Origin of the sequence: Streptomyces sp. NPDC087270 (assembly GCF_044744625.1) — a bacterium.
Lineage (GTDB): Bacteria > Actinomycetota > Actinomycetes > Streptomycetales > Streptomycetaceae > Actinacidiphila.
On sequence record NZ_JBIUYR010000003.1, the window covers coordinates 488534 to 513538 of the forward strand.

18 protein-coding genes are annotated in these 25005 nt (G+C 72.0%); 10 read left to right on the forward strand and 8 right to left on the reverse strand.

Going from position 1 to position 25005, the window contains the following annotated elements; translation table 11 throughout:
* Positions 1-94: 94 nt before the first annotated feature.
* On the reverse strand, positions 95-2353 hold the full coding sequence (locus tag ACIPAE_RS08930) for an ATP-binding cassette domain-containing protein (protein WP_402443887.1): 2259 nt from the start codon (positions 2351-2353) through the stop codon (positions 95-97).
* A gap of 228 nt (positions 2354-2581) precedes the next feature.
* The gene (locus ACIPAE_RS08935; protein ID WP_329372860.1) at positions 2582-2920 is read right to left on the reverse strand and encodes a DUF5132 domain-containing protein; all 339 of its coding nucleotides are present in this window, start codon (positions 2918-2920) and stop codon (positions 2582-2584) included.
* Positions 2921-3437: 517 nt separating this feature from the next.
* Between ACIPAE_RS08935 and ACIPAE_RS08940 the strand changes: the two genes are divergently transcribed.
* The 6 genes from ACIPAE_RS08940 (at position 3438) to ACIPAE_RS08965 (ending at position 11269) form a co-directional block, all read left to right on the forward strand.
* Positions 3438-5021 carry an ABC transporter substrate-binding protein gene (locus tag ACIPAE_RS08940; protein ID WP_402443889.1) on the forward strand — a complete coding sequence of 528 codons (1584 nt, stop codon included), beginning with the start codon at positions 3438-3440 and terminating at the stop codon, positions 5019-5021.
* Between the two features lie 12 nt (positions 5022-5033).
* Positions 5034-6002 (forward strand): ABC transporter permease, encoded by a 969-nt coding sequence (locus tag ACIPAE_RS08945; protein WP_402443891.1) that lies wholly within the window; start codon positions 5034-5036, stop codon positions 6000-6002.
* 2 nt (positions 6003-6004) lie between these two features.
* A complete protein-coding gene (locus ACIPAE_RS08950) occupies positions 6005-7870 on the forward strand; it encodes a dipeptide/oligopeptide/nickel ABC transporter permease/ATP-binding protein (RefSeq protein WP_402443892.1) in 1866 nt (621 codons plus the stop codon).
* The gene (locus tag ACIPAE_RS08955; protein ID WP_402443893.1) at positions 7867-8700 is read left to right on the forward strand and encodes an ABC transporter ATP-binding protein; all 834 of its coding nucleotides are present in this window, start codon (positions 7867-7869) and stop codon (positions 8698-8700) included. Before ACIPAE_RS08950 ends, ACIPAE_RS08955 begins: the two co-directional genes overlap by 4 nt.
* 99 nt (positions 8701-8799) lie before the next feature.
* On the forward strand, positions 8800-9834 hold the full coding sequence (locus ACIPAE_RS08960) for a beta-ketoacyl-ACP synthase 3 (RefSeq protein WP_366411356.1): 1035 nt from the start codon (positions 8800-8802) through the stop codon (positions 9832-9834).
* Between the two features lie 94 nt (positions 9835-9928).
* A complete protein-coding gene (locus tag ACIPAE_RS08965; protein ID WP_402443895.1) occupies positions 9929-11269 on the forward strand; it encodes a glutamine synthetase in 1341 nt (446 codons plus the stop codon).
* Positions 11270-11492: 223 nt separating this feature from the next.
* Here ACIPAE_RS08965 and ACIPAE_RS08970 read toward each other — a convergent pair whose 3' ends face one another.
* Positions 11493-11957 carry a calmodulin-binding protein gene (locus ACIPAE_RS08970; RefSeq protein ID WP_329372849.1) on the reverse strand — a complete coding sequence of 155 codons (465 nt, stop codon included), beginning with the start codon at positions 11955-11957 and terminating at the stop codon, positions 11493-11495.
* A 223-nt stretch (positions 11958-12180) separates the two neighbouring features.
* Positions 12181-12765: a TetR/AcrR family transcriptional regulator gene (locus tag ACIPAE_RS08975; protein ID WP_402443897.1), complete on the reverse strand. Its 585-nt coding sequence runs from the start codon at positions 12763-12765 to the stop codon at positions 12181-12183.
* A 109-nt stretch (positions 12766-12874) separates the two neighbouring features.
* On the opposite strand from ACIPAE_RS08975, the gene ACIPAE_RS08980 reads away from it, so the two are divergent.
* The 4 genes from ACIPAE_RS08980 to ACIPAE_RS08995 all read left to right on the forward strand — a co-directional run bounded on the left by ACIPAE_RS08980 (position 12875) and on the right by ACIPAE_RS08995 (position 18149).
* Positions 12875-13696: an NAD(P)H-binding protein gene (locus ACIPAE_RS08980; protein WP_402443899.1), complete on the forward strand. Its 822-nt coding sequence runs from the start codon at positions 12875-12877 to the stop codon at positions 13694-13696.
* Positions 13697-13933: 237 nt separating this feature from the next.
* The gene (locus tag ACIPAE_RS08985) at positions 13934-15427 is read left to right on the forward strand and encodes a bifunctional transcriptional activator/DNA repair enzyme AdaA (RefSeq protein WP_402443901.1); all 1494 of its coding nucleotides are present in this window, start codon (positions 13934-13936) and stop codon (positions 15425-15427) included.
* Between the two features lie 151 nt (positions 15428-15578).
* Positions 15579-16190 (forward strand): HD domain-containing protein, encoded by a 612-nt coding sequence (locus ACIPAE_RS08990; RefSeq protein WP_329372841.1) that lies wholly within the window; start codon positions 15579-15581, stop codon positions 16188-16190.
* Positions 16191-16601: 411 nt separating this feature from the next.
* The gene (locus ACIPAE_RS08995) at positions 16602-18149 is read left to right on the forward strand and encodes an MFS transporter (RefSeq protein WP_402443903.1); all 1548 of its coding nucleotides are present in this window, start codon (positions 16602-16604) and stop codon (positions 18147-18149) included.
* Positions 18150-18415: 266 nt separating this feature from the next.
* Here the strand turns inward: ACIPAE_RS08995 and ACIPAE_RS09000 are convergent, their stop codons facing one another.
* From ACIPAE_RS09000 to ACIPAE_RS09015, 4 genes are all read right to left on the reverse strand, one after another.
* Positions 18416-19657 carry a carboxylesterase family protein gene (locus ACIPAE_RS09000; RefSeq protein ID WP_402443905.1) on the reverse strand — a complete coding sequence of 414 codons (1242 nt, stop codon included), beginning with the start codon at positions 19655-19657 and terminating at the stop codon, positions 18416-18418.
* A gap of 98 nt (positions 19658-19755) precedes the next feature.
* On the reverse strand, positions 19756-21288 hold the full coding sequence (locus ACIPAE_RS09005) for an aldehyde dehydrogenase (NADP(+)) (protein WP_402443972.1): 1533 nt from the start codon (positions 21286-21288) through the stop codon (positions 19756-19758).
* Positions 21289-22176: 888 nt separating this feature from the next.
* A complete protein-coding gene (locus ACIPAE_RS09010) occupies positions 22177-22401 on the reverse strand; it encodes a hypothetical protein (RefSeq protein ID WP_402443907.1) in 225 nt (74 codons plus the stop codon).
* A gap of 40 nt (positions 22402-22441) precedes the next feature.
* Complete coding sequence (locus ACIPAE_RS09015) at positions 22442-24802, reverse strand: M9 family metallopeptidase (protein WP_402443909.1); 2361 nt, start codon at positions 24800-24802, stop codon at positions 22442-22444.
* Positions 24803-25005 lie beyond the last annotated feature (203 nt).

Consider the following 25005-nt stretch of genomic DNA (forward strand, 5'->3'; position numbering starts at 1 on the left):
TCCAGAAGTGTGGGCGGGCATGCGCGCAGGGCGCGCCGTGCCGCGCCGGTCGCGGTGGCATCACGCGATCGGCGGGCGGGGCGGCTTTCTGCGGTCAGGCGGCGAGTTCGCCGGCCTGGATCTGCCAGAGGGATGCGTAGTGTCCGTGCTGGGCGAGGAGTTCGTCGTGGGTGCCCTGTTCGGCGACGATGCCGCCCTTGTCCATGACGTAGATCCGGTCGGCGTGGCGGACCGTGGAGAGGCGGTGGGCGATGACGATCATCGTCCGGTCGGCCGCGAAGCTGCGCAGCGTGCGCTGGATGGCGGCCTCGGTCTCGTTGTCCACGGCGGAGGTGGCCTCGTCGAGGATGACGACCGGCGAGTTCTTGAGCATCGTGCGCGCCAGGGCGATCCGCTGCCGCTGGCCGCCGGAGAGCGCGGCGCCGCGTTCGCCGATCAGCGTGTCGTAGCCGTCCGGCAACATCGCGATGAAGGGGTGCGCCTCGGCCATGGCGGCGGCCTGGAGCACTGCCTCGTCCGAGGCTCCGAAGGTGCCGTAGCGGATGTTGTCGGCGATGCTGCCGTCGAAGAGGAAGGGGTCCTGGGCGACGAAGCCGATGGTCTGGCGCAGGACGTGACGGCGCAGGTCCCGGACGTCCTGTCCGTCGAGCAGCACCCGGCCGGACTCCACGTCCTGGAAGCGCATCAGCAGCTTGGCGATCGTCGTCTTGCCTGAGCCGGTGGCGCCGACCAGGGCGGTCACCTGCCCGGCCGGGATGGTCAGCGAGAGGTCCTCCAGCGCCGCCGGCCGGCCGGGGTAGGCGAAGGTGACCCCGTCGAGGACGAGTTCGCCCCGCACCTCGGCGAGGTCGAGCGTCCCGTCGCCGTCGTCGGCCTCGGCGGGCAGGGCGCGCAGCCGCTGGACCCGCTCGTAGGAGGCGAGGGTGCGCTGGTACTGGTCGGCGATGCCGCCGAGCCGGCTCATCCGCATCAGCAGCATCTGGGGCAGCCCGATCAGCGGGCTGAACACCTCGAAGCGCAGGGTGCCGTTGAGCACCGAACGGCCACCGATCAGCAGGGTCGCGGCCATCGACGCGGTGGTGCAGGCCCGGACAGTCTCGGCGTGGCGGATCGTGCCGCGGTCGCTCTGCCGGCTGCTCTCCTGGGCCGCTTCGCTCAACGTGTCGATGTGTTCGGCCTCGTGGTCCTCGGTGCAGAAGCTCTTGACGGTCGCACCGGCTTCGAGCGAGTTGATCACCTGGCTGCCCAGCCTGGCCCGGCGCTCGCCGGTGACGGCGTATCCGGCCGCGGCCCGGTCCTGGTGGCGCAGCGACAGCCAGGCGATGACCGGGATCGGCAGGAACGCGACCCAGGCGATCTGCGGCGCCAGCAGGAGGAACGCGGGCACCAGGAGGGCCAGGCTGGTGCCGAGTTGCAGGACGTCGTTGGCCGGTCCGGCGAAGAAGGCGCCCAACTGCCCGACGTCGTTGGTGAGCGTGCCGGCCACCCGGCTGGTCCGCTCTCCCTCCAGGTGCCTCAGTTCGAGGTGCTGGACGTGTCGGTACGTGCGGCTCCGCCAGTCGTGCTCGATGTCCTGGCCGAGTCGGCGCCACTGGAGGTTGGAGGCGTACGACAGTCCCGCCACCGCGGCACAGGCTGCGGCCACCAGCCCGGCCAGCCCCCAGAGTTGGGCGGAAGCCGTGGTCAGGCCGAGGCTGACCAGTGGGGCCGCCTCGCCCTTGATGAGGACCAGGCCGGTCCAGCCCAGGAAGGTGCCGAGCGCCGTCTCCGCGGTCTGGCACGCGATGGACAGGGCGGCTGCCCGGTAGAGGGTGCGCCGATGCGGTCCGACGATCTCCAGCAGGGGGTGGCGTCCGGTATCCGGCCCGGCCGCGTCGCGGGACGCGTCGACCGTTCTGTGCCAGTCCTTGCGGAGCACGACCGCGGTCGCCACGACCACACCGCCCACCGCCACCAACTGCCTCCTCAGCGCTGATCCCTTGATCAGCGCGATCCCGGCCGCGACCGCGCCGCCGGCGGCGAGCGCCGGGAGCGTGACCGGGCCGCGGTCCGCCGGCGGGGCCGGGTCGACGGCGGGCCCGTCCGGCGTCACGCCTTCCGTTCCGGTGGGCTTCGCCGCGAGCAGGGCGACGGCTCTGCGCACCATCCGGCCGACGTCCGTGGCGCACACCCGCGCATCGTGCCGGACGAGGACGCCGCCGGTGACCGGGTTCGCCTGGACTTCGGTGATCCCGGGAACGCGGCTCAGGGCGGCGGCGAGGATCTGGGCCGTCCGGGGCCGTCCGCGCACCAGCTTGACGTCCCAGCGCTGGCGGCCCGGCGTGACCGAGCGCGGACTCGCGCCCGATTCCACGGATCGGAATCCGGGTGCGGCACCCAGTAACGATGGCATGTGTACGAATCACCTGTTCGCGGGGTCGCGGAATACCGTCACGGACACGACGGAATACGGCGACGGAGTGGGGAATTCTGAACGGCGGATTTCAGCAGCCGAACTGCCGGCGGACGGCCGCCGCCCGATGCGTTCCGCCGAATCGATCGACATGCGCGCCCGGCGGCGGCCGCGGGTCCCGACGGACCGTCAGTGCGCCTTTCCGGCACTCGCGCGCGGCTTCGGGGCCCTTGAGCCCCCTTCGGCCTGGCCGACGGGCTCGTCCATGGGGACACGCGCGGCGACGGGCTGGGCGACACCGGAGCGCGCTCCGGTGTCACCGGCGGAAATCTGGGCGGCCACCACGTCGGCGGTCACCTCGGCGGCGAGGTCGTTGATGTTCTCCCCGACCTCGTGGGCCGCCTTCTTCACCTCCATCGCGATGCCGACGGACGTCTTGACGACTCCGCTCACCAGCGGCCTGAGCAGGCGCTTGGCCAGCGGCGCGACGATGAGACCTACCAGGAAGGGCGGTACTACGGGCGGCATGATGCTCCATCCTCTCCACGTATGCGTATGACAGGGAACCCGGGCATGGCGAACTCCGGAGCAGTGCGCAGCCGGGTGAAGAGAAGCATTCCAGCTCGGTATCCGGGATTCGCTCCACACGTCGGATTCCCGGACACCGGAACGCGCCATCCGATCCCACGATCACCGTAGTCGAGCCGCGCTCGCTTGGACCAAATGGCTACCTCCGAGTTCACTCATGCGAGTGTTCATTCCCTGACCGCGTGACCTGAACCGCTGAACATCAAAACACCAAGGAAAGCGATCATCGGATTATCCTTTCTCCATTAATTCCGCCCGTCCGGCACGCACCACGCAGCCCGCTCAGCAATGGAACAGCCGGCCCCGCCGCTCCTCGTAAAGGTGAATCGGGACCACCCGCCCCGGTCGCCCCGAGCGGCTCCCGACCAGCGGGCAGGCGGGTTGAGGGCGTTCGAACACGCCTCGCGCAAAGGGCAGTTGACGCACCACGACCGAGCCCCGGTGACACCATGACGCCATGCCCCGACGCACCCCAGCGGTCGTCCTGGCCACTGTCCTCATCGCCTCGGCCGTCTCGCTGGGTGGCTGCGGCGACGGTGCCGCCTCCTCGACGACCACTCCCCTGGTGGACCACGGAACCGTCAGGATCGCGGAGTCCAGCGAGACGCCGAGCTTCGACCCGTACTCCTCCTTCGGCGCCTCCCAGGCCCGTTACGCCTATGACTCACTGGTCGACCTCGCCCCCGACGGCACCCTGGTCACCGGTCTGGCCTCCTCCTGGCGGGCCACCGCCACCACGGCCACCTTCGTCCTCCGTCCGGGCATCACCTGCTCCGACGGCACTCCCCTCACCGCCTCGGCGGTGGCCCGGGCACTCACCTACGCGGGCGACCCGGCCAACCAGCTCGCCGGCGCCCGGACCGTCCTCCCGAACGTCCCGTTCACCGCGCGCGCCGACAACAGGACCAGGACGGTGTCGACAACCGCAGCGGCCCCCTTCCCGTTCCTCACCCGCACCATCGGACAGCTGCCGATCGTCTGCCCCGCCGGGCTCGACCGGCCCGCCTCGCTGGCACGCGCCACCCAGGGCACCGGCCCCTACGTGCTGACCCGCTACACCCCGGGCGGGCCCTACGAGTTCACCGTCCGCGACGGATACTCCTGGGGGCCGGCCGGGGCGACCACCGCTGAGCCCGGCATCCCCGCACACATCGTCATCTCGGTGGTGCCCCAGGCCTCCACCGCCGCGAACCTCCTGCTCACCGGGGGCATCGAGATCGCCGACGTGAACGGGCCGGACCGCGCCCGGCTCACCGGCCACGGTCTGTCCACCACCGACGTCGCGACCGTGGTCGGGCTGACCTTCTTCAACCAGCGGCCCGGCCGGCCCCTCGCCGACAAGGCACTTCGCCGCGCCATGGTCGCCGCCCTCGACCGCCGGGGGCTCGCCAACGTCGCCGTCGGCGGCCGCGGCAGGCCCGCGACCGACTTCGGCGCCGAGGGCTCGGTCTGCCACGCCGACGTCGCGGACGCCAACCTGCCCTCCCGGAACGCGGCGGAAGCCCTCCGGGCCGCCGGCTGGACCCGCTCCGGCCACGGCCCGCTGGCCAAGGACGGCCGCCCTCTGCGGCTCCGCCTCATCACCAGCCCCGACCTCGGCCCCACCCTGCCGTCCGTCGCCGAGCTGATGGCCCGGGAATGGACGGCGCTCGGCGCGGACGTCGAGCAGGTCACCGAGAGCCTGCCCGCCCTCGTCAACGCCATGTACGGCAGCGCCGACTTCGACGTGGTGGTCGGCAGCACCCCGGGTTTCGCCCTGCCGGTCGGCTTCGTCCCCTTCTTCTCCGGCCCCGTCACCGCCCAGGGCCTCAACTTCGCGGGCGTGACCGACCCCGAGTACGACGCCCTGGTCGCCCGAGCCCTCCGCGAGACCGACACGACAGGCTGCGGCACCTGGAACCGGGCCGCCGCCGCGCTCTTCCGCTCCGCCGACGCACTGCCGATCGCCGACGGCCGGAGCAGCGTGTACGGCTACCGCACCGCCTTCACCACCTCCTTCGGCGGCCAGCTCGTTCCCACCAGCATCCGCCTCCACCAGTGACCGGGACCCACCATGTCCTCACCCCAGCTGATGCGGCACCCCTGGGCAGCGTTCCTCGGCCGCCGTACGCTCCGGCTGCTCGTCTCCCTCGCAGTCGTGCTCACCGCGTCGTTCTCGATGATCCGCCTCGTCCCCGGCGATCCGGTCCGGGCCGCCCTCGGCGTCGACGCCGCCCCCGACCTGGTGGCCGCCCGCCGGCACACCCTCGGGCTCGACGCACCCTTCCTGTCCCAGTACCGGCACTACCTCTGCGGACTGCTGCACGGCGACCTCGGCACCTCGCTGGTCACCGGAACCCCCGTCGCGGAGCTGGTCCGCACCCGGCTGCCGGCCACCTTGGAGATCGCCGGTCTCGCCTTCCTGGCCACCCTCGCCGTCGCCCTGCCCGGCGGCCTGCTGGCCGCGGTCCGCACCCGTGACGGCCGCCGCCCGCGCACCGATCTGGCGTTCACCGCGGTCACCGCCGGTGTGGCCGCGGTGCCGGACTTCGTGCTGGCCGCGGGACTCACCGCGCTGCTGGCCGTCGGCCTCCGACTGTTCCCGGTGGCCGGAGCGGCGGGCGTCGAGTCCTTCGTCCTGCCCGTCCTCGCGCTCTCCCTCGCCCCCACCGCCATCCTGCTGCGCATCGTCCGGGTGGAGGCGCTCAAGGTGCTGAACGAGGACTACCTGCGCACCGCCCGGAGCAAACGGCTGTCTCCCGCACGTTGCTACCTCCGGCACGCGGCACCGAACACGGCCACCGCCGCGCTCACCGTCGCCGGAAGCCTGCTGCCCGCCCTGATCGCCGGCACCGTGCTGGTCGAGAAGGTCTTCGCCTGGCCCGGCATCGGCTCCGCCATGGCCCAGTCCGTGATCGCACAGGACTACCCGGTGGTCCAGGCGATGGTGCTGGTGCTCGGCACCACCCTGCTGCTCGCCGGCCTCGTGGTCGACGTGCTGCTCGCCGTGCTCGATCCCCGTTCGGCGATCCGGGAGATGTGACCATGCGCCTTCCGTCCGGATTCCGGCGCTCGCCCATGGCCTGGGCCACCGCGGTCATGCTGGCGTCACTCCTCGCCCTCGCACTGGTCGGCCCGCCGGTCTGGGGCGCGGCGGCCGACCGCCCCGACCCCTCGGCCGTACTCCAGGGACCCTCCGCGGGTCACCCGTTCGGCACCGACGGTCTCGGCCGGGACCTGCTCGCCCGGGTCCTGACGGCCACCCGGCCCTCCCTGCTGCTCGCGCTGGCGGCGGTCCTGCTCGGAGCGAGCTCGGGAATCCTCCTCGGGGCCTGCACCGCCGTCCTCGGCCGGCGCGGCCGCCGGCTGACCGCCGGGCTGATCAACCTCCTGCTCGCCTTCCCGGCGCTCCTCGTCGCGATGTTCCTCGCGGTCGTGTTCGGCGCGGGCGCCGCCGGGGCAGTGCTGGCCCTCGCGGCCGCGGGCGTCCCCGGATTCGCCCGGCTCGCCCAGACCCTCGCCGCCGGCGTCGCGGGCACCGACCACCTGGCCGCGGCCCGGGTCCTCGGCCTGCGCCGCCACCGGCTGCTGTGGCGGCACGTCCTGCCCAACATCGCGGAGCCGCTGCTGCTGAGCACCACCACGGCGGCGGGCACCTCCCTGGTCGCACTCTCCGGGCTGAGCTTCCTGGGCCTGGGCGTCCAACCGCCCGGCTACGACTGGGGGCTGCTGCTCAGCCAGGGGCTCGACCGGATCTACGCGGACCCGCTGCCCGCGCTGGCCCCGGGCCTGGCCGTCCTCTACGCGGCCCTGGCCTTCCAACTGCTCGGCGAGGTACTGGCCGGGAGCGTCGCCCGGCGCGCCCCGGCCCCGCGCGCACCCGCGCCGACGCCCGCCCCGAGCGGCCCCGCCGAGGACGGGCTGGTACTCCAGGTCGAGGACCTCAGCATCGAACTCCCCACCCCGGACGGCCCGGTCCGGCCGGTGCGCGGCGTGAGCTTCTCGGTGCGGCCCGGCGAGGCCCTCGGGCTCGTCGGCGAGTCGGGCTCGGGCAAGTCGCTCACCGCACTGGCCATCGCCGACCTGCTCCCGTACGGCGCGCGCGTGTCGCGGCGCACCCTGCGCCTGCTCGGAGCCGACCTCGCCGCCCTGACGCCCAAGGAGCGGGACCGGCACCTCGCGACGGGCCTGGCGATGATCTTCCAGAACCCGGCCTCCGCGCTCAACCCGTCCCTGCGGATCGCCACCCAGCTCACCGAGGCCCCCCGGGCCCACCGGGGTGCCGGCCGCGCGGGGGCCGCCGCGCAGGCCGCCGACGCTTTGCGCCGGGTCGCCCTGTCCCCGGCGCTGCTGCGCTCACGTCCTCACCAGCTCTCCGGCGGCCAACGCCAGCGCGTGATGATCGCCTCCGGGCTGATGGTGCGGCCGGGGCTGATCATCGCCGACGAACCGACCACCGCGCTCGACGTCACCGTGCAGCGGCAGATCACCCGGCTGCTCACCGACATCCGGCGGGACACCTCCGCCGCGATCCTGTTCGTCAGCCACGACATCGCGCTCGTGGGCGAGTTCTGCGAACGGGTCCTGGTGATGTACGCGGGCGGCATCGTCGAGGAACTGCCCGCCGACCGCCTCACCGACGGCGCCCGGCATCCCTACACGCGGGCGCTGGTCGCCTCGGTGCCGGACCTCAGCGTCGACCGCGGCCGGCCGCTGCGGACGATCGAGGGGGCACCGCCCGACCCGCTCGCGCCCGCACCGGGATGCCCGTTCGAACCCCGCTGCCCGCGCCGCCGGGACCACTGCGCGGAGCAGGCTCCACCGCTGGAGGACCTGGACGCCGTCCACCGGGTCGCCTGCTGGCATCCTGTACCGCTTGCGGCGATCCCCGAGCAGGTGACCGCGTCATGACCGCCCTTCAGGTCACCGACCTCACCGTCCGCCACCCCGGCCCCCGGGTCCGCCCCGCCGCCGTGGACGGCGTCTCGCTGGAGATCCCGTCCGGCACCACGCTCGGCCTCGTGGGCGAGTCCGGCTCGGGGAAATCCAGCCTGGCCCGCGCGATCGTCGGCCTCGTCCCCGTGCACAGCGGCCGGGTCCTGGTCGACGGCCGGGAGGTCCGCACCCGCACCGTCCGCGGCCGGCGCCGGCTCGGCCGCCTCGTCCAGGTCGTCCTCCAGGACCCGGACACCGCGCTCGACCCCCGGATGACGGCCCGTCAGGCGCTCGTCGAAGCCGCCACCGTCTTCCGCCGGCTCGACCGGGCCGCCCGCGCCGAGCGCGTCACCGAGCTCCTCGGCCTCGTCGGCCTGGACCCCGGGCTCGCCGACCGCCTGCCCCGGCAACTGTCCGGCGGCCAGCGCCAGCGGGTCGCCCTCGCCCGCGCCCTGGCCGTCGAGCCCGGCCTGCTGATCGCCGACGAGATCACCTCGGCGCTCGACGTCTCGGTACAGGCCGCCGTCCTCAACACGATCCGCGACCTCCAGCGACGTCTCGGGCTGTCCGTGCTCTTCATCGGCCACAACCTGCCGGCGGTCTGCCACGTCTCCGACGTCGTGGCGGTCATGCGGCACGGCCGGATCGTCGAGACCGCCCCCACCGGGACGATCCTGCGCGCCCCGCGGCACCCCTACACCCGAACGCTGCTCGCCTCCGTGCCGTCCCTGCGCGCGGCCCCGCCCGCGCAGAGGACGTCATCACCGGAGGGCACCCGGACGCGGTGTCCGCCGGAGCCCGGGTGATCGGCCCCGGCGGCGCCCCGCCATTCACGAACCGCTATCGAAAGGAACGGACATGGGAGTTCTTCGAGGTGCACCGCTCAGGCCGGAACGGAGCGTGGCATGACCGTCGCCCTGGACCAGACCCTGTTCCACCAGACCGGTGTCGGCCTGTCCGTACCGTTCTCCATCGCCGGGACCGGGATGCACCTGCCCCCGGAGGTCGTCACCAACCAGCAGCTCACCCGCACCCTGGACACCAGCGACGAATGGATCACCAGCCGCACCGGCATCCGCGAACGCCGCCGGCTGGCACCGCATCTGGCGACCTCCGACATGTGCGTCGCCGCCGCCCACCCGGCCCTCGACGCCGCCGGCATCGAGCCCACCCGACTGGACGCGGTCATCGTCGCCACCTACACCTGGGACCAGCCGATCGTGTCGACCGCGCTGATCGTCAAGGACGCCCTCGGCGCGCACCGCGCCCTGGCCCTGGACGTCACCCAAGCCGCCTGCGCCTCCGGCATCCAGGCCATGCTGATCGCCGCCCACCTCCTGCAGAACCCCTCCATCACCACCGTCCTCCTCCTCGCGGCCGACTGCGCCTCCAGACTCGCCAGCCCCACCGACCGCACCACCGGCGTCTTCTTCGGCGACGCCGCGGCAGCCGTCGTCCTCAGCCGCTCCGAGACCCCCGGAGCGGGCCTGCTCTCCTACAGCCTCGGCTCCCAGCTGTCCTACGGTGTCCAGATCCCCGCCGGAGGCTCCCGGCTGCCCGCCGGCGCCGCCACCGTCGCCGCCGGAGAGCACTACCTGTCCATGGACGGCCGCGCCGTCTGGAACACCGCGACCACTCGCCTGCCCGAGAGCATCACCAGCGCCGCCCACCGCGCCGGCGTGCCGATCGACCAGGTCCGTCATTTCTTCCTGCACCAGGCCAACCTGAACATCCTCACCGAGACCATGGCGGCGCTGGACGTTCCCCCGGAGCGCGCCCCCGTCACCGTGGACCGGCTGGGCAACACCGGATCGGCCGGGCTGTTCACCGCGCTGCACACCACCGTCACCGCAGGCGCCCTGCGCCCGGGGGACGCCTACGTGCTGGCCGGGATCGGCGCGGGCTTCCAGTGGGGAAGCCTCTGCATGCGGCATGCCTGACGCATCGTCAACTCGTCGTCGTGGTCCTTCCCGGACGGATGAACTCCCGCCGAACCCGGGCGTTCCCGCCACCGCCCGCACCAGCATGGGCGGCATGACCACCACGCGTTCCCGCGCCGAACGGGCCGCCCGGGCCCGGACCGCGGCACCACAGCTCGCCGCCGAGGGCATCGACGGGGTGGTGTTCGGCTGGGTCGACAACGCCGGGCTCACCCGGGTCAAGTCCGTCCCGCTCGCCCAGCTCGAACACGCCGCCGAGTACGGTGTCGGCGCCGCGCCGTGCTTCGACTTCTCCCTGGTCGACGACTCCTTCACCCGCACGCCGTCGAGCACCGGCCCGACCGGTGACCTGCGGCTCGTCCCCGACCTCGACCGGCTCACCCCGCTCGCCGCCCAGCCCGGCTGGGCGTGGGCCCCGGCCGACCGCTACACCCAGGGCGGCGCGCCGCACCCCGGCTGCCAGCGCGGCTTCACCCGCCGGGCCGCCGAGGCCGTCGGACGGCGCGGGATGTCGGTGCGGGCCGGGATCGAGGTCGAGTGGGTGGCGGCCGACGCCGCCGGGTCCCCCGCGGCGCACGGGCCCGGGTACGGCATGACCCGCTTCGTCGAGCACTCCGACTACCTGCGGGAGGTGCTGAACGCCCTCACCCGGCAGGGCCTCGCCGTGCTCCAGCTCCACCCCGAGTACGCCGCCGGGCAGTTCGAGGTCTCCGTCGCCGCCGAGGGACCGGTCGAGGCAGCCGACACCGCGATGCTGGTACGCCACACCATCCGGGCCGTCTCCGCCCGGCACGGCCTGCGGGTCTCGTACGCGCCCGTCTTCTCCGGGGGCGAGCTCGGCAACGGCGGCCATGTGCACCTCAGCCTCTGGCGGCAGGGCCGCAACCTCGCACACGGCGGCCCCGGCCGCCACGGGCTGCACCCGGAAGCCGAGCACTTCCTCGCGGGCGTGCTGTCCGAACTGCCGGCCCTGCTCGCCCTCGGCGCGCCCAGCGCCGCCTCCTACCTGCGCCTGGTGCCCTCCCGGTTCGCCGGGGCCTACCGCTGCTGGGGGCTGGAGAACCGTGAGGCGGCGCTGCGCCTGATCACCGGCTCCACCGCCGAGCAGGCCAACGCCGAGGTCAAGTGCTTCGACGCCGCCGCCAACCCGTACCTGGTGATCGGCGGCGTGCTGGCCGCGGGCCTCGCGGGGCTCGACGCCGGGCTGCAACTACCGCCCGAGACCCGCAGCGACCCCGCCACCCTCGGCACCGCCGACCGCCTCCCGACCACCCTGTCCGAGGCGACCGACGCCTACGAGAAGTCCGCGCTCCTGCGCAAGGCCCTCGGCCGCGAACTGTACGAGGCGGTACTCGCCGTACGCCGAGGGGAGGCGGAGCTGTTCGCCACCCGCACGGACGAGGACGTCATCGAGGCCACCCGCTGGCGCTACTGACCGGCGGTCACCCCCCGGCCCCGTCCAACCGCCGCGCCAGGTGCACGGCCTCGGCGCCGTAGCCCGCAGGCGGATCGATCCCGGGACGGACGCGGTAGCGGCCGCGTTCGGCCGCCGCCGGCGGGCGGGACTGCTCGGGCGGGCGGTCAACCGCCGGCCCGAGCAGACTTCGGGGCGACGCGGGTGTCGTGACGGGTGGGCGTCGGCACCCGCGGGCGGTCACCTACGGTGCGGGGATTTCCCTGACCAGGCGAGACGTCCAGTCGCACCAGATGCGACCGGGCAGGAAGGCGCCGCCGACCTCGTCGAGGTACTCCTCGACGTAGGGGATGGTCGCGTCGCAGACCTCGAGGCCCTGGTCGAAGAAGCTGGTCTGGTCGGAGTCCGCCTGGTAGCTCCAGCGCGGGTTGTAGGGGGCCGGGCGGGGGATGATCCGCGTGATCACGTGGGGCTCGTCGGTGGTCTCGCCGCTGATGAGCTCGCGGGCGTGCTCGATTTCCGTGCTGTTCGTCAGCTTGATGACGAAGGTGGCCCGCGTGATGTCGGTCATCTCGAAGTAGGCGGGGCCCGCTGCGGCCGCGCGGACCGGCCCCTGCTGGGGGGTGCTGGCCTGAGAGGGCTGTGCCACGGTGAAGGCGAGCACGCCGACGGCGGCCACGGCGGCCGCCTTGGTGAACACATGTCGCATGAGGGGTTCTCCTCGTTCCCGGTCGTCGTGCTCGTCACGACTGACTACCGAGAGCATTGAACCAGTAACTCGGAGTGATCAGAGTGATCTCGGCGTTTGGGTCGCGGGGGCGCTCGTCCTCACCGCGCGTGGCGCCGCGGGTCCCGTGGGGTGTCAACGGCGGCTGACGTCGGCGGCGTAGCCGGTGGTCGAGGTGGGTGGCGGGGAGCGGCCGCCCGGGTGATCAGGCGCGCAACAGGCGCATGACGAGGCCCAGTTGACGGGCGTAGTTCCGTTGGAAGTCCGGGTCCGCCGGGTCGCTGCCGAAGATCCGGCGCACGGTGCCCGGCATGAGGTGGGGGGCCATGACGAGAGCCTGGGACAGCAGCATGACCATGGCCGGGCTGATCGCGTCGGTCAACTCGCCCTCGGCCTGGCGGCGCTCGATGTCGGCGAGGTCCTCCGCCCCCGGCTCGGCCGCGTCCGGGCGGCCCGTCAGCTGCGACCATGCCTCCAGGCGTACGCCGCGCGGGTCCGCGAAGACGTTCCGCAGGTAGCCGAGAACCAGCTCGTCATACGGGAGTTCGGGGTCCTGCAGCTCCGCCTCGCTCCTCGCCCACTGGCGGCTCAACTCCGCGTAGATCCCGCTCTTGCCGCCGAAGTAGTAGGTGATCAGCTGCTTGTTGACACCCGCGCGGTCGGCGATCTCCTGCACCCGGGCTCCCGCGTACCCCTTCTCGGCGAAGACGTCCTTCGCGGCCTCCAGGAGACGGCGACGGGAGGCGTCGGGTGCGGCGTCGGCGGCACGACGGCGGGTGGGCGGGGTCATGAGGGCAAGGATATCGGCGCCGGCAGGGACGTCAACCATCTGGATGGTTGACAGAATTCATCCAGATGGTTGAACTGGGGTTCAGCACTTCTTCGAACGGGAGAGAACCTTGATACTCGTCACCGGAGCCACCGGCACCGTCGGCCGTCCCCTCGTGGCGCAGCTCGCCGCCACCGGTCATGCCGTCCGCGCTCTCACCCGGGCTCCTCGCGACGCCCGCTTTCCAGCCGGCGTCGAGTCCTGCGACAGCGCAAGCCCCGACCTGGACGACGTCACCGCGGTGTTCCTCAACCCGGCGGCCCTCTGGCAAGGCGAGCAGACCCTGCTCGACGCCGTGAGAAACGCGGGGGTGACGCGCGTGGTCACGCTGTCCTCCTCGTCCGTCCTCACCGGCGACAGCCGGCACGCCGTGGCCAACCGCCACCGCGAGCTGGAAGCCGCCGCCGAAGCGGTCGCGCCCGAGTTCGTCCATCTGCGGGCCGACGCTTTCGCCGCCAACGCCCGCCAGTGGATCGGCCAGGTCAGGGCGGGAGACACCGTCGCGGGTCCGTATGCACAGGCCGCCACCGCACCGGTCCATGAGGACGACATAGCCGCCGTCGCCGCCCGTGCTCTGACGGGAGCGATTCCCTCCGGTGAAGCGCCGGTCCTGACCGGGCCCCAGTCGCTGACCTTCACGGAACAGGTCCGCATCCTCGGTGCGGTGCTCGGTCGACCACTGCGCTACGAGGAGATCTCACACGCGGCAGCGCGCAACGCGATGCTCTCCAACGGCTGGATGACCGAGGAGATCGCCGACTCCCTGCTTCGCTACTTCGCGTCGTGCGTGGAGACCCCGACCCCTGTATCCCCGGATCTGGAGCGCATTCTCGGCCGCCGCGGCCGCGCCTTCGAGGACTGGGCCGCGGGGGCGGCAGGCGAGTTCCGCTAGATGATCACCCGTGGGACGGGCTACGCGTACGAGGTCGGTTCGCGAAGTCGGCGGCAGGGCTTCCGGAGCACCGGCATCGCGGCAACCCGGTCATCCGGCTCCCCCTCTCCGGAGTGAGGCCGCAGTCGGCCGGCAGCGGACGGATGTCGGTCGGCCGCGGAGCCCGGCTGCGGTGAGGCGGTCGTGCATGTCCGATACCTGCCAGCACCCTGCCCTCCTCGCTGGAAGGATGTCGGCATGCTCGACTTCGAACGCTGCTGGCGGGCCACGCTGAGCCGGGACACCCGTTTCGACGGCCTTTTCTACTCGGCCGTGATCACCACTGGCATCTACTGCCGCCCGAGCTGCCCGGGTTGCCCCATGCGGAAGAACGTCCGCTTCTACAGGAGCGCGGCGGCTGCCCAGGAGGCCGGCTACCGTGCCTGCAAGCGGTGCAATCCCGACGCCAGCCCTGGCTCGCCGGAGTGGAACCTCCGCGCCGACGTCGTCGGCCGGGCCATGCGCCTGATCGCGGACGGGGTCTGCGACCGGGAGGGCGTCGCGGGACTGGCCTCACAACTGGGCTACACCGCACGGCATCTCCACCGCCTGCTCACGGCCGAGATCGGCGTCGGCCCGCAGGCCCTGGCTCGTGCCCAGCGAGCCCAGACCGCCCGCATCCTGTTGGAGAGGACCGGCCTGCGGATCACCGACGTGGCGATGGCCGCGGGCTTCTCCAGCGTCCGCCAGTTCAACGACACCATCGCCGCCGTCTTCGACCGCACCCCCACCGCCCTGCGGGGCGCGGCCTCCTCACCCACCGGCCAGGCCGCCGGGACCGTCGTCGTACGTCTGCCGGTCCGGGAACCCTTCGACGGACCGGCGCTGCTGCGTTTCTTCGCCGCCCACGCGATCCCTGGCATCGAGGACATCGACAACGGCACTTACCGCAGGGGGCTGCGGCTGCCGTATGGTGCCGGCGTCGTTGCCCTCACCCCGCGCCCCGGCTACGTCGAAGCGCAGTTCCGCTTGGAAGACATACGGGACCTGGCCACCGCCATCCACCGCTGCCGCTGCCTGTTGGACCTGGACGCCGACCCGCTGGCCGTCGCGGAACTCCTCGCCGGGGAGCCCCTGATGGCTCCTTTGGTCGCCGCCCACCCCGGCCTGCGCGTGCCCGGGTCCGCCGACCCCGAGGAACTGCTGCTGACCACCGCCCTTCGGCACATACTCCCCGGGCCCCAGGGCTCGACGGTGGCAGCCGCACTGACGCGTCGCTTCGGCCGCCCGCTGCCATTCCCCAGCGGAACGGTGACCCACCTGTTCCCGACGGCCCGGACGCTGGCCGAGGCATCGCTGACCGATCTGCTCGACGACGAGGCAGCGGTCCTGCTGCGCCGCATCGCCACTGACGTGGCTGACCATGAGCTGACATTGAGTGACGGCAGCGATCGCACGGAGACGGAGTACCGGCTGACGCGGGCCGGCCTCGGTGGAGACAGCGCCGCCTACCTGGTCATGCGGGCCCTCAAGGACCCCGACGTTTTCCTCACCCAGGCTCCCGGGACCGGCCGGGCTCTGCGGAGTCTGGGGCAGCCGACCGACCCTGCCTCGACGATGCGCCGTGCCGAACACTGGCGCCCGTGGCGCTCCTACGCGCTCATGCAGCTGTGGAACCTCTGCCCTGACGGCACCCACCTCTTCGCGCCTTCGCACCGGACAGCACCACAGCCGGCGATCTTGGCATCGTGACGTCCCGCCGGGACCGGCCCGGCCGACTGCGGAGAGCAGGAGACTGTTCACGGTGGCGCCCCTGATCCAGCGGATCTCCCACCGCCCCGGATGGACAGCGGGAACAGTTCACCGTGACAAACAGAGCGCAGCAACAGGGAAGGCAATCAGCATGAGTGACGAGCTTCGCGAGGTTTTCGACTTCATCGCCTTCTCCGCCCGGCTCCGGGAGGTCGAGCGGCACAACAACGCCACGCGGGTGCGGAAGGAGAGCGTGGCCGAGCACTCATGGCACCTGGCGCTGGTCTGCTGGGTCCTGCACCGCGAGTTCGAGCGCGAGTGCGGGCACCGGCTGGACCTGGAGAAGATGCTCAAGATGTGCCTCATGCACGACCTCGTGGAGATCGAGGCGGGCGACCCCTCGGCCTGGCGTACCCAGGACAACGCCCGACTACGGGAGAAGAAGGCGCTCGTCGAGGAGGAGATCGCCCAACGCAGGTACGGAGCGCTCCCGGACGAACTGAGCGACGAGTTCCTCAAGGTCTGGCGGGAGCACGAGGCGGGCGTCACCCCCGAGGCCCGGCTCGTGCGGGGTGTGGACCGGCTGAATCCCGCGCTGATGCGCTATCTCACCGGGCAGGGTTGGCAGGATGTGGGCGTGGACGCCGGGGCGCTGGACCGCCTGCAACTGCCCCGGCTCCAGGTGAGCGAGAGCCTCACCGCCCTGTACCAGGAGGTCAAGGCCGCCGCGATCGCGCAGGGCCTGCTCGCGCCCGCCTCATGAGGCTGTGGGAGCCGTGCGGCCACCCGTGATGCCGGTCCCGGCACAGGCGCACCCGGACGCGACAGCGGGGCCCCTCGTCCTGGCCGCCACCAGCCCAGACACACGAAACGGCCCGCGAAGAACCGACGGACCGCCGTGAAAGACCGAGGCCGGAGTTCAGAAGCGCTCCGGGTGAGGAGCGACTGTGCTGGTCCGATAGCTGCTGGAGAACCGGCCCGGGGCCCTGTCACGATCTACGTAGCAATCGTTCCCCACCCGGTGCATCCGGAGTGGAGCCGTGAATGCGCCTGCCGAGGAATTTCGGCGACGGCAGGAAACGTCTTCCGCTGACCGCGTCTCCAGACGCTTGTGTCCGCACTTCCGAATTCGCCCCGAAGCCGAAACAGGAACCGCATGCCCCCGAAGCCACGCATGAACCATGCGCTCGCCACACTCATCGTCAGCAGTGTGACGACCTTTCTGCTGCCCCTGGACTACACGGTTGCCTCGGTGGCCCTGCGCGACATTCACCGAGATTTCTCCGTCAGTTTCAGCGACCAGCAGTGGGTGATCAACGGCTACACCATGGCGTTCGCCGCCCTGTTGATGGCAGGCGGTGGTCTGGCAGACCTGTTCGGTCGGCGGAAGGTCTTCCTCACCGGACTGGCCGTTTTCACCGCCGCCTCTCTGCTCGCCGGCCTGGCCCCGGCCATGCTCTGGCTCAACGTGGCTCGGGTCGCCCAAGGCATCGGCGCGGCGGGGATGTTCAGCTCCTCGCTCGCCCTTCTCATCCAGGAGTTCACCGGCCCGCGCCGGGTCCATGCCTTCGCGGTCTTCGGTGTCGCCTCGGGGCTGGGCGCGTCCCTGGGCCCCTTCATCGGCGGGCTCGCGGTGGACCTGGGCGGTTGGCGATGGGCATTCCTGCTCAACGTGCCGTTCGGCATCGCGATGCTCGTCCTGGGATTGCTGCGCACCCGGGAATCCAAGGACCCCGATGCCACACGTCTGGACCTCAAGGGCCTGATGCTCTTCAGCGGAGCGGTCCTGCTGGCGGTCTACTCCCTCGTCATGGCGCCGCAGTTGGGCTGGACCAGCCCCACCATCGTCTCCACCCTGGCCGCGGCGGCGGTGCTCGCCATCGCCTTCGTCCCCGTGGAACTGCGCCGGTCCTACCCGCTGATCGAGCTGCGCCTGTTCACCGACCGCACCTTTCTCGGGGCCAGCCTGGCTCCCCTCGTGCTGTCCATCGCCTTTTGGGGCCTGTTCCTGTACACGCCGCTGTACTTCCAAGGCGTTCTTGGTTACAGCCCCTTGCAGGCCGGCATGGCGATGCTGCCCTTCGCCGTCCCGCTGTTCGGTGCGGGCCCCCTCGGCGCGCGCCTGGCCGGCCGCATCTCCTCGCGCGCCCTGCTGGCCATCGGTCAACTCCTGGTGGCGATCGGAGCCGCTCTCCTGGCATTCGCCCCGTTGTACAGCGGCTGGACCGGCTACGCGGCCGGTGGGCTGATCAGCGGTCTGGGAACGGGGTTGATCAACGGCGAGATGAGCAACGTGGCCATCAGCATCGTGCCCCTGTCCCGCTCCGGCATGGCCTCCGGCATCAACTCGACCATGCGCATCGTCGGCATGACCGCCGGCTTCGGCGGCATTGGCGCCGTCCAAGTCGTGGCCGTGTCCCACGACCTGACTTCCCGAGCCGGTCGACTCCACGGCCTGCACCGGAATCTGAGCTCACTGGCCACTGACGTGGCCACCGGCAACATCAACGGCACGGCGGCCTCCGTACCCACCCCCGTCCGCGGCGCCTTCCACGCGGCAGCCAACCATGCCTTCGCCACTGGCATGCGCGCGGCCTTCCTCGTCGGTATGTGCGTGGCCCTCCTCGGCGCCGCCGCCAGCTTCACACTGATCCGTCAGCCCCCATCGGACACAGCGTCAGATGCCGTCGGTACGCAGCCGCTTTCCGGCGTGCAGGCATAAGGTCCTCGCACTCCACACGCGAGGTGAGCGGCTCAGTGATCGCTCCTCCAGGGTTGGAGGGCGAGCCTGACCGCCCGTACGATCCGGACCGGCTGACCGGCTCGGCATCGTCGCCCGACACCGCCACCCGCAGATCCCGAACCCGTGGACCTGCCCCGGCCCGCCCACCGGCGTCGCGGCCCCGTCGGCTGCCCTCCGGGGTCTCCCGGCTCAACGACCGTCCGTACTGAACACGGCGGCCGATCCGACGGCGGGCGGACGAGGAATCATCGGACGGTCGCCCAGAACGGGCACTGGTGTTGCGCGGCCACGTTCGCCTGCCGGGTCCGGTCCGGCACGAACTGCATCTGACTGGTGCCCCGGACTGTCCCGGCTGCCCATTGCGGCGCTCCGGCGTCGTTGGGGTCGCCGGTGCGGGCGGCCCCCATGGGCGGCCCGGGAATGTCGAACCCGTTCACGTTGGGGGCGTCGGGATCGGCGAACTCGTACGGGTACACCGTGGTGTGTGCGGCCAGGTAGCGGTCGGCGGTCGCCGTCTGGCAGGCCCACGACGCGTCGGTGGTGAGCGTGGACCACGCCAGCGGCGACGACGCGTACCGGGACAGCGGATACCTGGCCGCGACCCGGTCCGCGTCGGCCCCGAAGGTCGTGCGGAGCATGGCCGGGTAGCTCTTGGCGGTGATCGGCGGCACTCCGGCCAGCATCGCTCCACCCACGTACGCGCGTGCCTCGTCGCGGTTTCCGCCGGAGATCACCGGCACGTGGAGGAACTTCCCCTTCCGCAGGGCTGTCGCCGGGTTCAGCGGGAGCAGGGGGGTGCCGTAGGCCAGGTGGTTGGTGAAGTCCTCGTTGAGGGGCAGCAGGTCGGCGGCCGCTTTTCTCCGCATGCAGGACAGTTCGCCGGTCGGGCACCCGTTGCTCCGAGCCGCCGCGAGGCCGTCCTCCCGGTCCTGCCGCGCCGAGGTGTACGGCGTCTGCTGCGGTGCGCCCGGGTACAGCACGCCGGTCGGCCAGTCGAGGAGGCAGGACCCGGACGCGATGCTCACCTTGTCGACCAGGCCGCGCGCCTGTGGGGAGGTCAGCAGCGCGCACGCCGACATGCCGCCCGACGACTCGCCGAAGACGGTGACGTTGTCCGGGTCGCTGCCGAACGCCTTTGCGTTGTCCTTGGCCCGCTGGGTGCCGGCGATCTGGTCTTCCAGTCCGAAGTTCCCCGATCCGGGCAGGCCGGGCAGGCCGAAGTAGCCGAAGACGCCCAGCCGGTAGTTGAGGGTCACCACGATGACGTTGCCCTGGGCCGCCAGCCGGTCGGCGTTGTAGTCGCTGCCGGCGCCGTGTGTGTAGCCGCCGCCGTGCCACCACACCATGACGGGCAGTCTGGCACCCGGCGCCACCTCGCGCGGTGTCGTGACGTTGGCGAACAGGCAATCCTCGTCCGTGGAGGCGGGCTGCCCGGGCCCGCCGTCCGTCTGCGGGCACCTGTCGCCGGGCCGGGCGGCTTCCCGCACGGACGGTCGGCGGGCTGCGGCCCGATCGCAGGAGCGCTCGCCTTGGGCGTGCCTGCCGCGGGAGTGTCGTTGACGTGCTTCGGGTGGGATCAGGAGGTTCAACTCTCCGCCGGGGAGGCCACGTTCACGCCGTTCACTCTGCGCGCCACGCCCAGCGGGTTGCCATCGCGCAGCTCCGGGGGCAGCAGTTCGTCCGGCGTGTTCTGGAAGCAGACCGGGCGAAGCCAGCGTTCCGTCGCGGTGGCGCCCACCGACGTCGAGTTGCTCGTCGAGGCCGGGTAGGGGCCGCCGTGGTGCATGGCCGGGGCGACCGCCACCCCGGTGGGCCAGCCGTCGACGACGACGCGCCCGGCCAGTTCGGTCAGCCGTGACACCAGGTCGGTGGCCGCCTCGTCGCGCTCGTCGGCCGCGAGGTGTACCGACGCGGTGAGGTTGCCGTCCAACATGCCGAGTACGGCCGCCAGTTCGGCGGCGGAGCGGTAGCGGACCAGCACGGTGACGGGCCCGAAGCACTCGTCGAGAAGCTCGGAGTGCGGGGCGCTCTCGGTCAACCGGGCCGCCGGCACCGACAGCACGCCCGGGCGCACGGACAGGGGCGCGTCCCCCGTGCCATCCTCGCCCGGAGCCAGGAGTTCCTCGACGCCGGGCAGCGCGGCGCGGGCGCGGGCACCGGCCAGGAACGCCTCGCGCATACGCGGGTCGAGCAGGGGGCCGGACGGCACCCGTGCCGAGACGACGGCCCGCACCACCGCGTCGCCGTCCGCACCGGCCGGCAGGAGAACCAGCCCCGGCTTGACGCAGAACTGGCCCAGGCCCTGGGTGTACGAGGCGGCCAGCCCGGCGCCGATCTCCTCCGCCCGGGTCCGTGCGGCCCGCGGGGTGACCACGACGGGGTTCAGGCTGCCGAGTTCACCGTGAAAGGGAATCGGCCGGGGACGGGCACAAGCGATGTCGAACAGGGCCCGGCCGCCACGCACCGAGCCGGTGAATCCGACAGCCGCGGTGAGCGGGTGGCGGACGAGGGCGGGACCTGCCTCGAATCCGTGGACGACGGACACCACGTCCTCCGGCAGCCCCACTTCGGCCGCCGCTGCCCGCAGGGCCCGCGCGCACAGGACACTGGTCCGCGGGTGGTCGGGGTGCGCCTTGACGACGACGGGGCAGCCGGCGGCCAGCGCGCTCGCGGTGTCGCCGCCGGGAACGCTGAACGCCAGGGGGAAGTTGCTCGCGGCGAAGACCGCGACCACGCCGAGCGGCACCTTGCAGCGGCGCAGGTCCGGGCGGGGCGCGGGCCGCGCCTCGGGGTCCGCGTGGTCGATGATCACGTCCAGGTGGCCGCCGTCCTCGACGGCTTCGGCGAAGGCCCGCAACTGGTGGCAGGTGCGGGCGAGTTCGCCGGTGATCCGGACCCGGCCGAGCGCCGTCTCGGCTTCGGCGGCCGCGGTGATCGCCTCGCCGTCCTTCTCCAGCAACTCCGCCGCGGCTCGAAGGAGTCGGGCCCGGGTCCGGTGGTCGGCCAGCGCCTTTCGGGCCGCATGAGCGGCACGCACAGCGGTGTCCACGTCCGCCGCGGTGTCCTCCACCGCGACCGGCCCCCGGGACTCCCCCGTACGAGGGTCGATGCTCAGCACTTCCGTCACCGTGTCACTCACCGTCTCGGGTCGTCGGGCGTGCGCGGCGGTGCCGGGCAGCGACACCGGGTCCCAGGCCCCGCAGTGGCCGTGACCGCGGGTGCGGTCGGCGGTCGTCCACCCGTCGTCGACGATCGGGACCTCCCTGCCGAGCGGCCCGGCGAGCGCCGCCCGCTCCTCCAGGCGCTGCGGGGAGAGTTCCTGGTGCATCGAGTACCAGGTGGAGTAGGCCGGACGCCGGGCCGCGTCGGGCACGGTCACCTCGTCGGGCAGCAACTCCTCCCACCAGCGGGTCAACTCCCGAAGACACGTGCCGAAGTGGCGGCGCGAGGTGTCGATGCGGACGGTCAGCGGTCCGTCCGCGCGCACCCAGAACCGGAACTCCCCGGTCTCCTCCACGACGCCGCCGCCGGCTTCCACGTCGGTGCGGTCGGCCGCGAAGCAGCACAGTCCGGTGTCGCCGGTGCCGACCAGAGCGGCGATCGGGGCGCCACGGGAGAGGTCGATGCGCTGCGGTGCCGACCACGAGGCGGGCAGCCGGCCGCCCGCGCCGTTGCCGTACGGGGTCCAGAAGGCGGTCGCGTCCACGCGGGGCAGCCGCCACTCCAGGCGCACCGGCCCCGCCTCGGAGCCCTCCGGAACGACCGTCACCTCCGTGACTCCTTCGGACAGTTCGCTGACGCCGGCGTTGCCGGCGACGAGCAGGTCGACGCCGCTCGCGGGCATCGCCTCCAGCCGGGGGTGTGCCGGGCCCGAACGGGCGTAGGGCTCCCAGACTTCCTGTACTTCGGTCCGTGCTTCGGTCCGTGCTTCGGTCATGGAACGTGCACTGCCTTCCGTGAGTCGCGTCGGTTCGCCGGAGGTCGGGGTGGGGCGGGGGGCGGGGGGTCAGCCCTTGGTGGCTCCGGCGGGCAGGCCGGCGATGAACTGCCGTCGCGGCACGAGGAAGAGGATCACCATCGGCACGGTGGACAGCGCGGTGCCGCCGACGATCGCGCCGTAGTCGGTGTTGCTCCCTTCCCGCGGGTCCCGCACCCCCGACCCGCCGCCGAGTGGCCCGCGCGGGGGCGGCGTGCGCCGCGGCCACGGCCGACCGGAGTCGACCGCGGCCACGGTTCAGCCAGGGACCGTCAGTGAGGGAGACGTCAAGACGTCAGTAGGAGGTGGTGACGGTGACCCCGCTGAAGTCCGTCACCGCGTAGAGGCTGAGGTACCGGTAGCCCGCGTCGGTGTTGGTGACGGTGATGCTCTCGGTGTTGTCGGGGTTGGTGGACTTCTCGGTGAAGGTGGACGGGCCGGCCCAGTTCGCCGGGTCGTAGTAGAGGTCGGCGTTGCCGGTGCCGCCGCTGGTGGTGACCTTCAAGGTGGTGGTGCCGGCCGGCAGGTAGACCCAGAAGTAGTCGGTGTCACCGGCCACCCGGGACTGGTCGGAGCGGTAGCAGTTCCGGTCCATCGCCTGGGTGTTGGTGTCGGTGCAGGCCGTGGCCGTGCCGCCGCCGCTGTTGCCGCCGCCGGCCAGGGTGGTGAGCCAGGCGTCGAAGTCGGCGTCGTAGCTGGTGCCGATGGTGTTGTAGACGGCGTAGGCGCCCTGGTAGTCGCCGGTGCGCATCTTGGCCAGCATGTCCTGGATCTGGTCCGGGTGCTTCTCGGTCATGTACCGGACGGCCAGGTAGCCCCAGGGGTAGGTGCGGGTCTCGTCGTCGATGGCGTAGGTGTTCTGGAAGAGCTGGCTGAGCTTGTAGGTGTGCTTGGCCGCCTCGGTCAGCGCGCCGTCGTCGGTGAGGTTGCGGTAGGTGTAGGAGACGTACTCCGCCTGGCCCTCGATCCACCACACGTCGGGGACGGTGGTCTGGGTGCCGAAGTCGCCCTTCATGTCGTAGATGGACTGCTGGATGTGCGCGAACTCGTGGTTGAGGTTCCAGGCGTTGGCGGTGAAGCCGTTGTCGGTCGGCTCCTGGTAGAGGATGGAGTAGGCGACGTTGTTCGGGTCGGTCGGCGTGCCGGTCAGCGTCTCGCCGCCGTTGTCGGTGTCGTTGCCGAAGATCGCCCACGAGTAGGTGGTGTAGTCGGCCCTGCTGCCGAAGATGACCATCTTCACGTCGAAGTACTCACCGGGGATCGGCGTGGTGGTCTTGACCTGGTTCTGGTAGAAGGCGACCTCGTTCGACAGGCTCGTGCAGACGTCGGACTGCTCGGTCGCCGTGAGCGCCTGCGCCATGATGGTGAAGTTGCTGCAGGAGTTGTCGATCGGCAGCGCGGCCGCGGTGAGCTGCTGCGTCAGGTCGCAGACCCCGTAGTAGGAGCACTGGCCCGAGTCGTCGAGGTTGGCCTGGTAGGCGACGTGCACCCACAGGTTGTCGGTGGCCCCGGTGATGGACGAACCGTCCAGCAGTCCCTTGACGAGCGGGCGGACCTTGCTCTGCAGGGCGGGTATCTGGAGGAAGTTGGCCAGGTCGTTGCCCGCGTTGGAGTCGAGGACGTCGTTGTCCCCGCCGAGCAGGTCGCGGTGGGCGAGGGTGAAGGTGGAGAGGGTGTCGGCGATGCCCGGGTTCGCGGTGATCGCGGTGACGAAGTCCGTGATCCACGGGCCGCGCCACAGCGGGGTGTAGATCGCGTTCAGCGCCTGGTCCATCTCCGGCACGGCGTCCCAGGTGCTGCTGTCGTAGGCGCTCAGGTACCGGGCGTAGACGTCCAGGTAGTCGGCCTGCGCCTGCGCGCTGTCGGTGAGGACGAACGCCTCCGCCAGCACGCTGCCGTTGCCCGCGCTGACGTCGTTCGCGTGGGAGTCGGCGAACAGGGCGTTGAACCCGCTCTCGATGGCGCCGCGCAGCGAGGAGTCGTACGTACCGACGTCCGCGGGGTCTCCGTACTGCACGTAGTAGCCGGCTTGCATGAAGTACATCAGCTCGAACAGGCCGCCGGAGTCGTCACCGGTGTAGGAGGAGGCCGCGTCGGCGACGCCGTTCGCCACCGCGAGCATCTGGTTCTGGTTGAACACCGCCTTCGCGTCGGAGCCGGTCAGGCTGAACAGCGGGTTGATGCAGGCGACCCAGTCCACCGTCTTGATGTACGACACCAGGTCGCTTCCGGAGCGGCCCGAGAAGTCCGACGTGGTGCACGACGTGACGGCGGCGGGCCGCGCGGCACCGGCCGCGTTGCGTGCCGCGTGTCCTGGCAGGCGCGGCTTGGACGGCTTCGCCGAGCCCAGGGCGACCGGCTCCCCGCGCAGTTTCGCGGGCACCGGCTTGGCGCGGGTGACGGTGGCTTGGGACCGACCGGTCTCGGGCCCGGTCGGCGTGGCTTTTCCGTGCTGCCTGGCGGCCTGCACGGCCGCGACGGTCGGCGACACGCCCGACGAGGGTGCATGCCTGCCGGTGGTGCTGGACGACGCCGCGGCGGCCCGGGCGGCGCCGGGTGCCACCGCCGCGGCCTGAGTGGTCATCAGGCCGGTGACGAGCCCTCCGGCCGCCAGACCGGCGGCCAGGATTCTGGGCAGTAGTGAACGACAGTGCATCGCATCTCCAGTGGGGGGAACTGAGGGAACGCTGCCCGATGTGGCCGGCAGCGGTATGTAACATTGCACTGGGGTGAAGCCATGGGCAATGCTCGCGGACCCAGCACTGTCCCCGGCCGACCCATAACACCGGCGCGCGCACCGGCCGGCGCGCGAGGACACCGGGCGCACCGGTCGGCGATGCCTGACAGGAGTGAGTGGCG

Coding starts and splice junctions, on each gene's coding strand:
- ACIPAE_RS08935 (WP_329372860.1), bottom strand. CDS start 2,920: ATGCCGCCCGTAGTACCGCCCTTCCTGGTAGGTCTCATCGTCGCGCCG.
- ACIPAE_RS08940 (WP_402443889.1), top strand. CDS start 3,438: ATGCCCCGACGCACCCCAGCGGTCGTCCTGGCCACTGTCCTCATCGCC.
- ACIPAE_RS08945 (WP_402443891.1), top strand. CDS start 5,034: ATGTCCTCACCCCAGCTGATGCGGCACCCCTGGGCAGCGTTCCTCGGC.
- ACIPAE_RS08950 (WP_402443892.1), top strand. CDS start 6,005: ATGCGCCTTCCGTCCGGATTCCGGCGCTCGCCCATGGCCTGGGCCACC.
- ACIPAE_RS08955 (WP_402443893.1), top strand. CDS start 7,867: ATGACCGCCCTTCAGGTCACCGACCTCACCGTCCGCCACCCCGGCCCC.
- ACIPAE_RS08960 (WP_366411356.1), top strand. CDS start 8,800: ATGACCGTCGCCCTGGACCAGACCCTGTTCCACCAGACCGGTGTCGGC.
- ACIPAE_RS08965 (WP_402443895.1), top strand. CDS start 9,929: ATGACCACCACGCGTTCCCGCGCCGAACGGGCCGCCCGGGCCCGGACC.
- ACIPAE_RS08970 (WP_329372849.1), bottom strand. CDS start 11,957: ATGCGACATGTGTTCACCAAGGCGGCCGCCGTGGCCGCCGTCGGCGTG.
- ACIPAE_RS08975 (WP_402443897.1), bottom strand. CDS start 12,765: ATGACCCCGCCCACCCGCCGTCGTGCCGCCGACGCCGCACCCGACGCC.
- ACIPAE_RS08985 (WP_402443901.1), top strand. CDS start 13,934: ATGCTCGACTTCGAACGCTGCTGGCGGGCCACGCTGAGCCGGGACACC.
- ACIPAE_RS08990 (WP_329372841.1), top strand. CDS start 15,579: ATGAGTGACGAGCTTCGCGAGGTTTTCGACTTCATCGCCTTCTCCGCC.
- ACIPAE_RS08995 (WP_402443903.1), top strand. CDS start 16,602: ATGAACCATGCGCTCGCCACACTCATCGTCAGCAGTGTGACGACCTTT.
- ACIPAE_RS09015 (WP_402443909.1), bottom strand. CDS start 24,802: ATGCACTGTCGTTCACTACTGCCCAGAATCCTGGCCGCCGGTCTGGCG.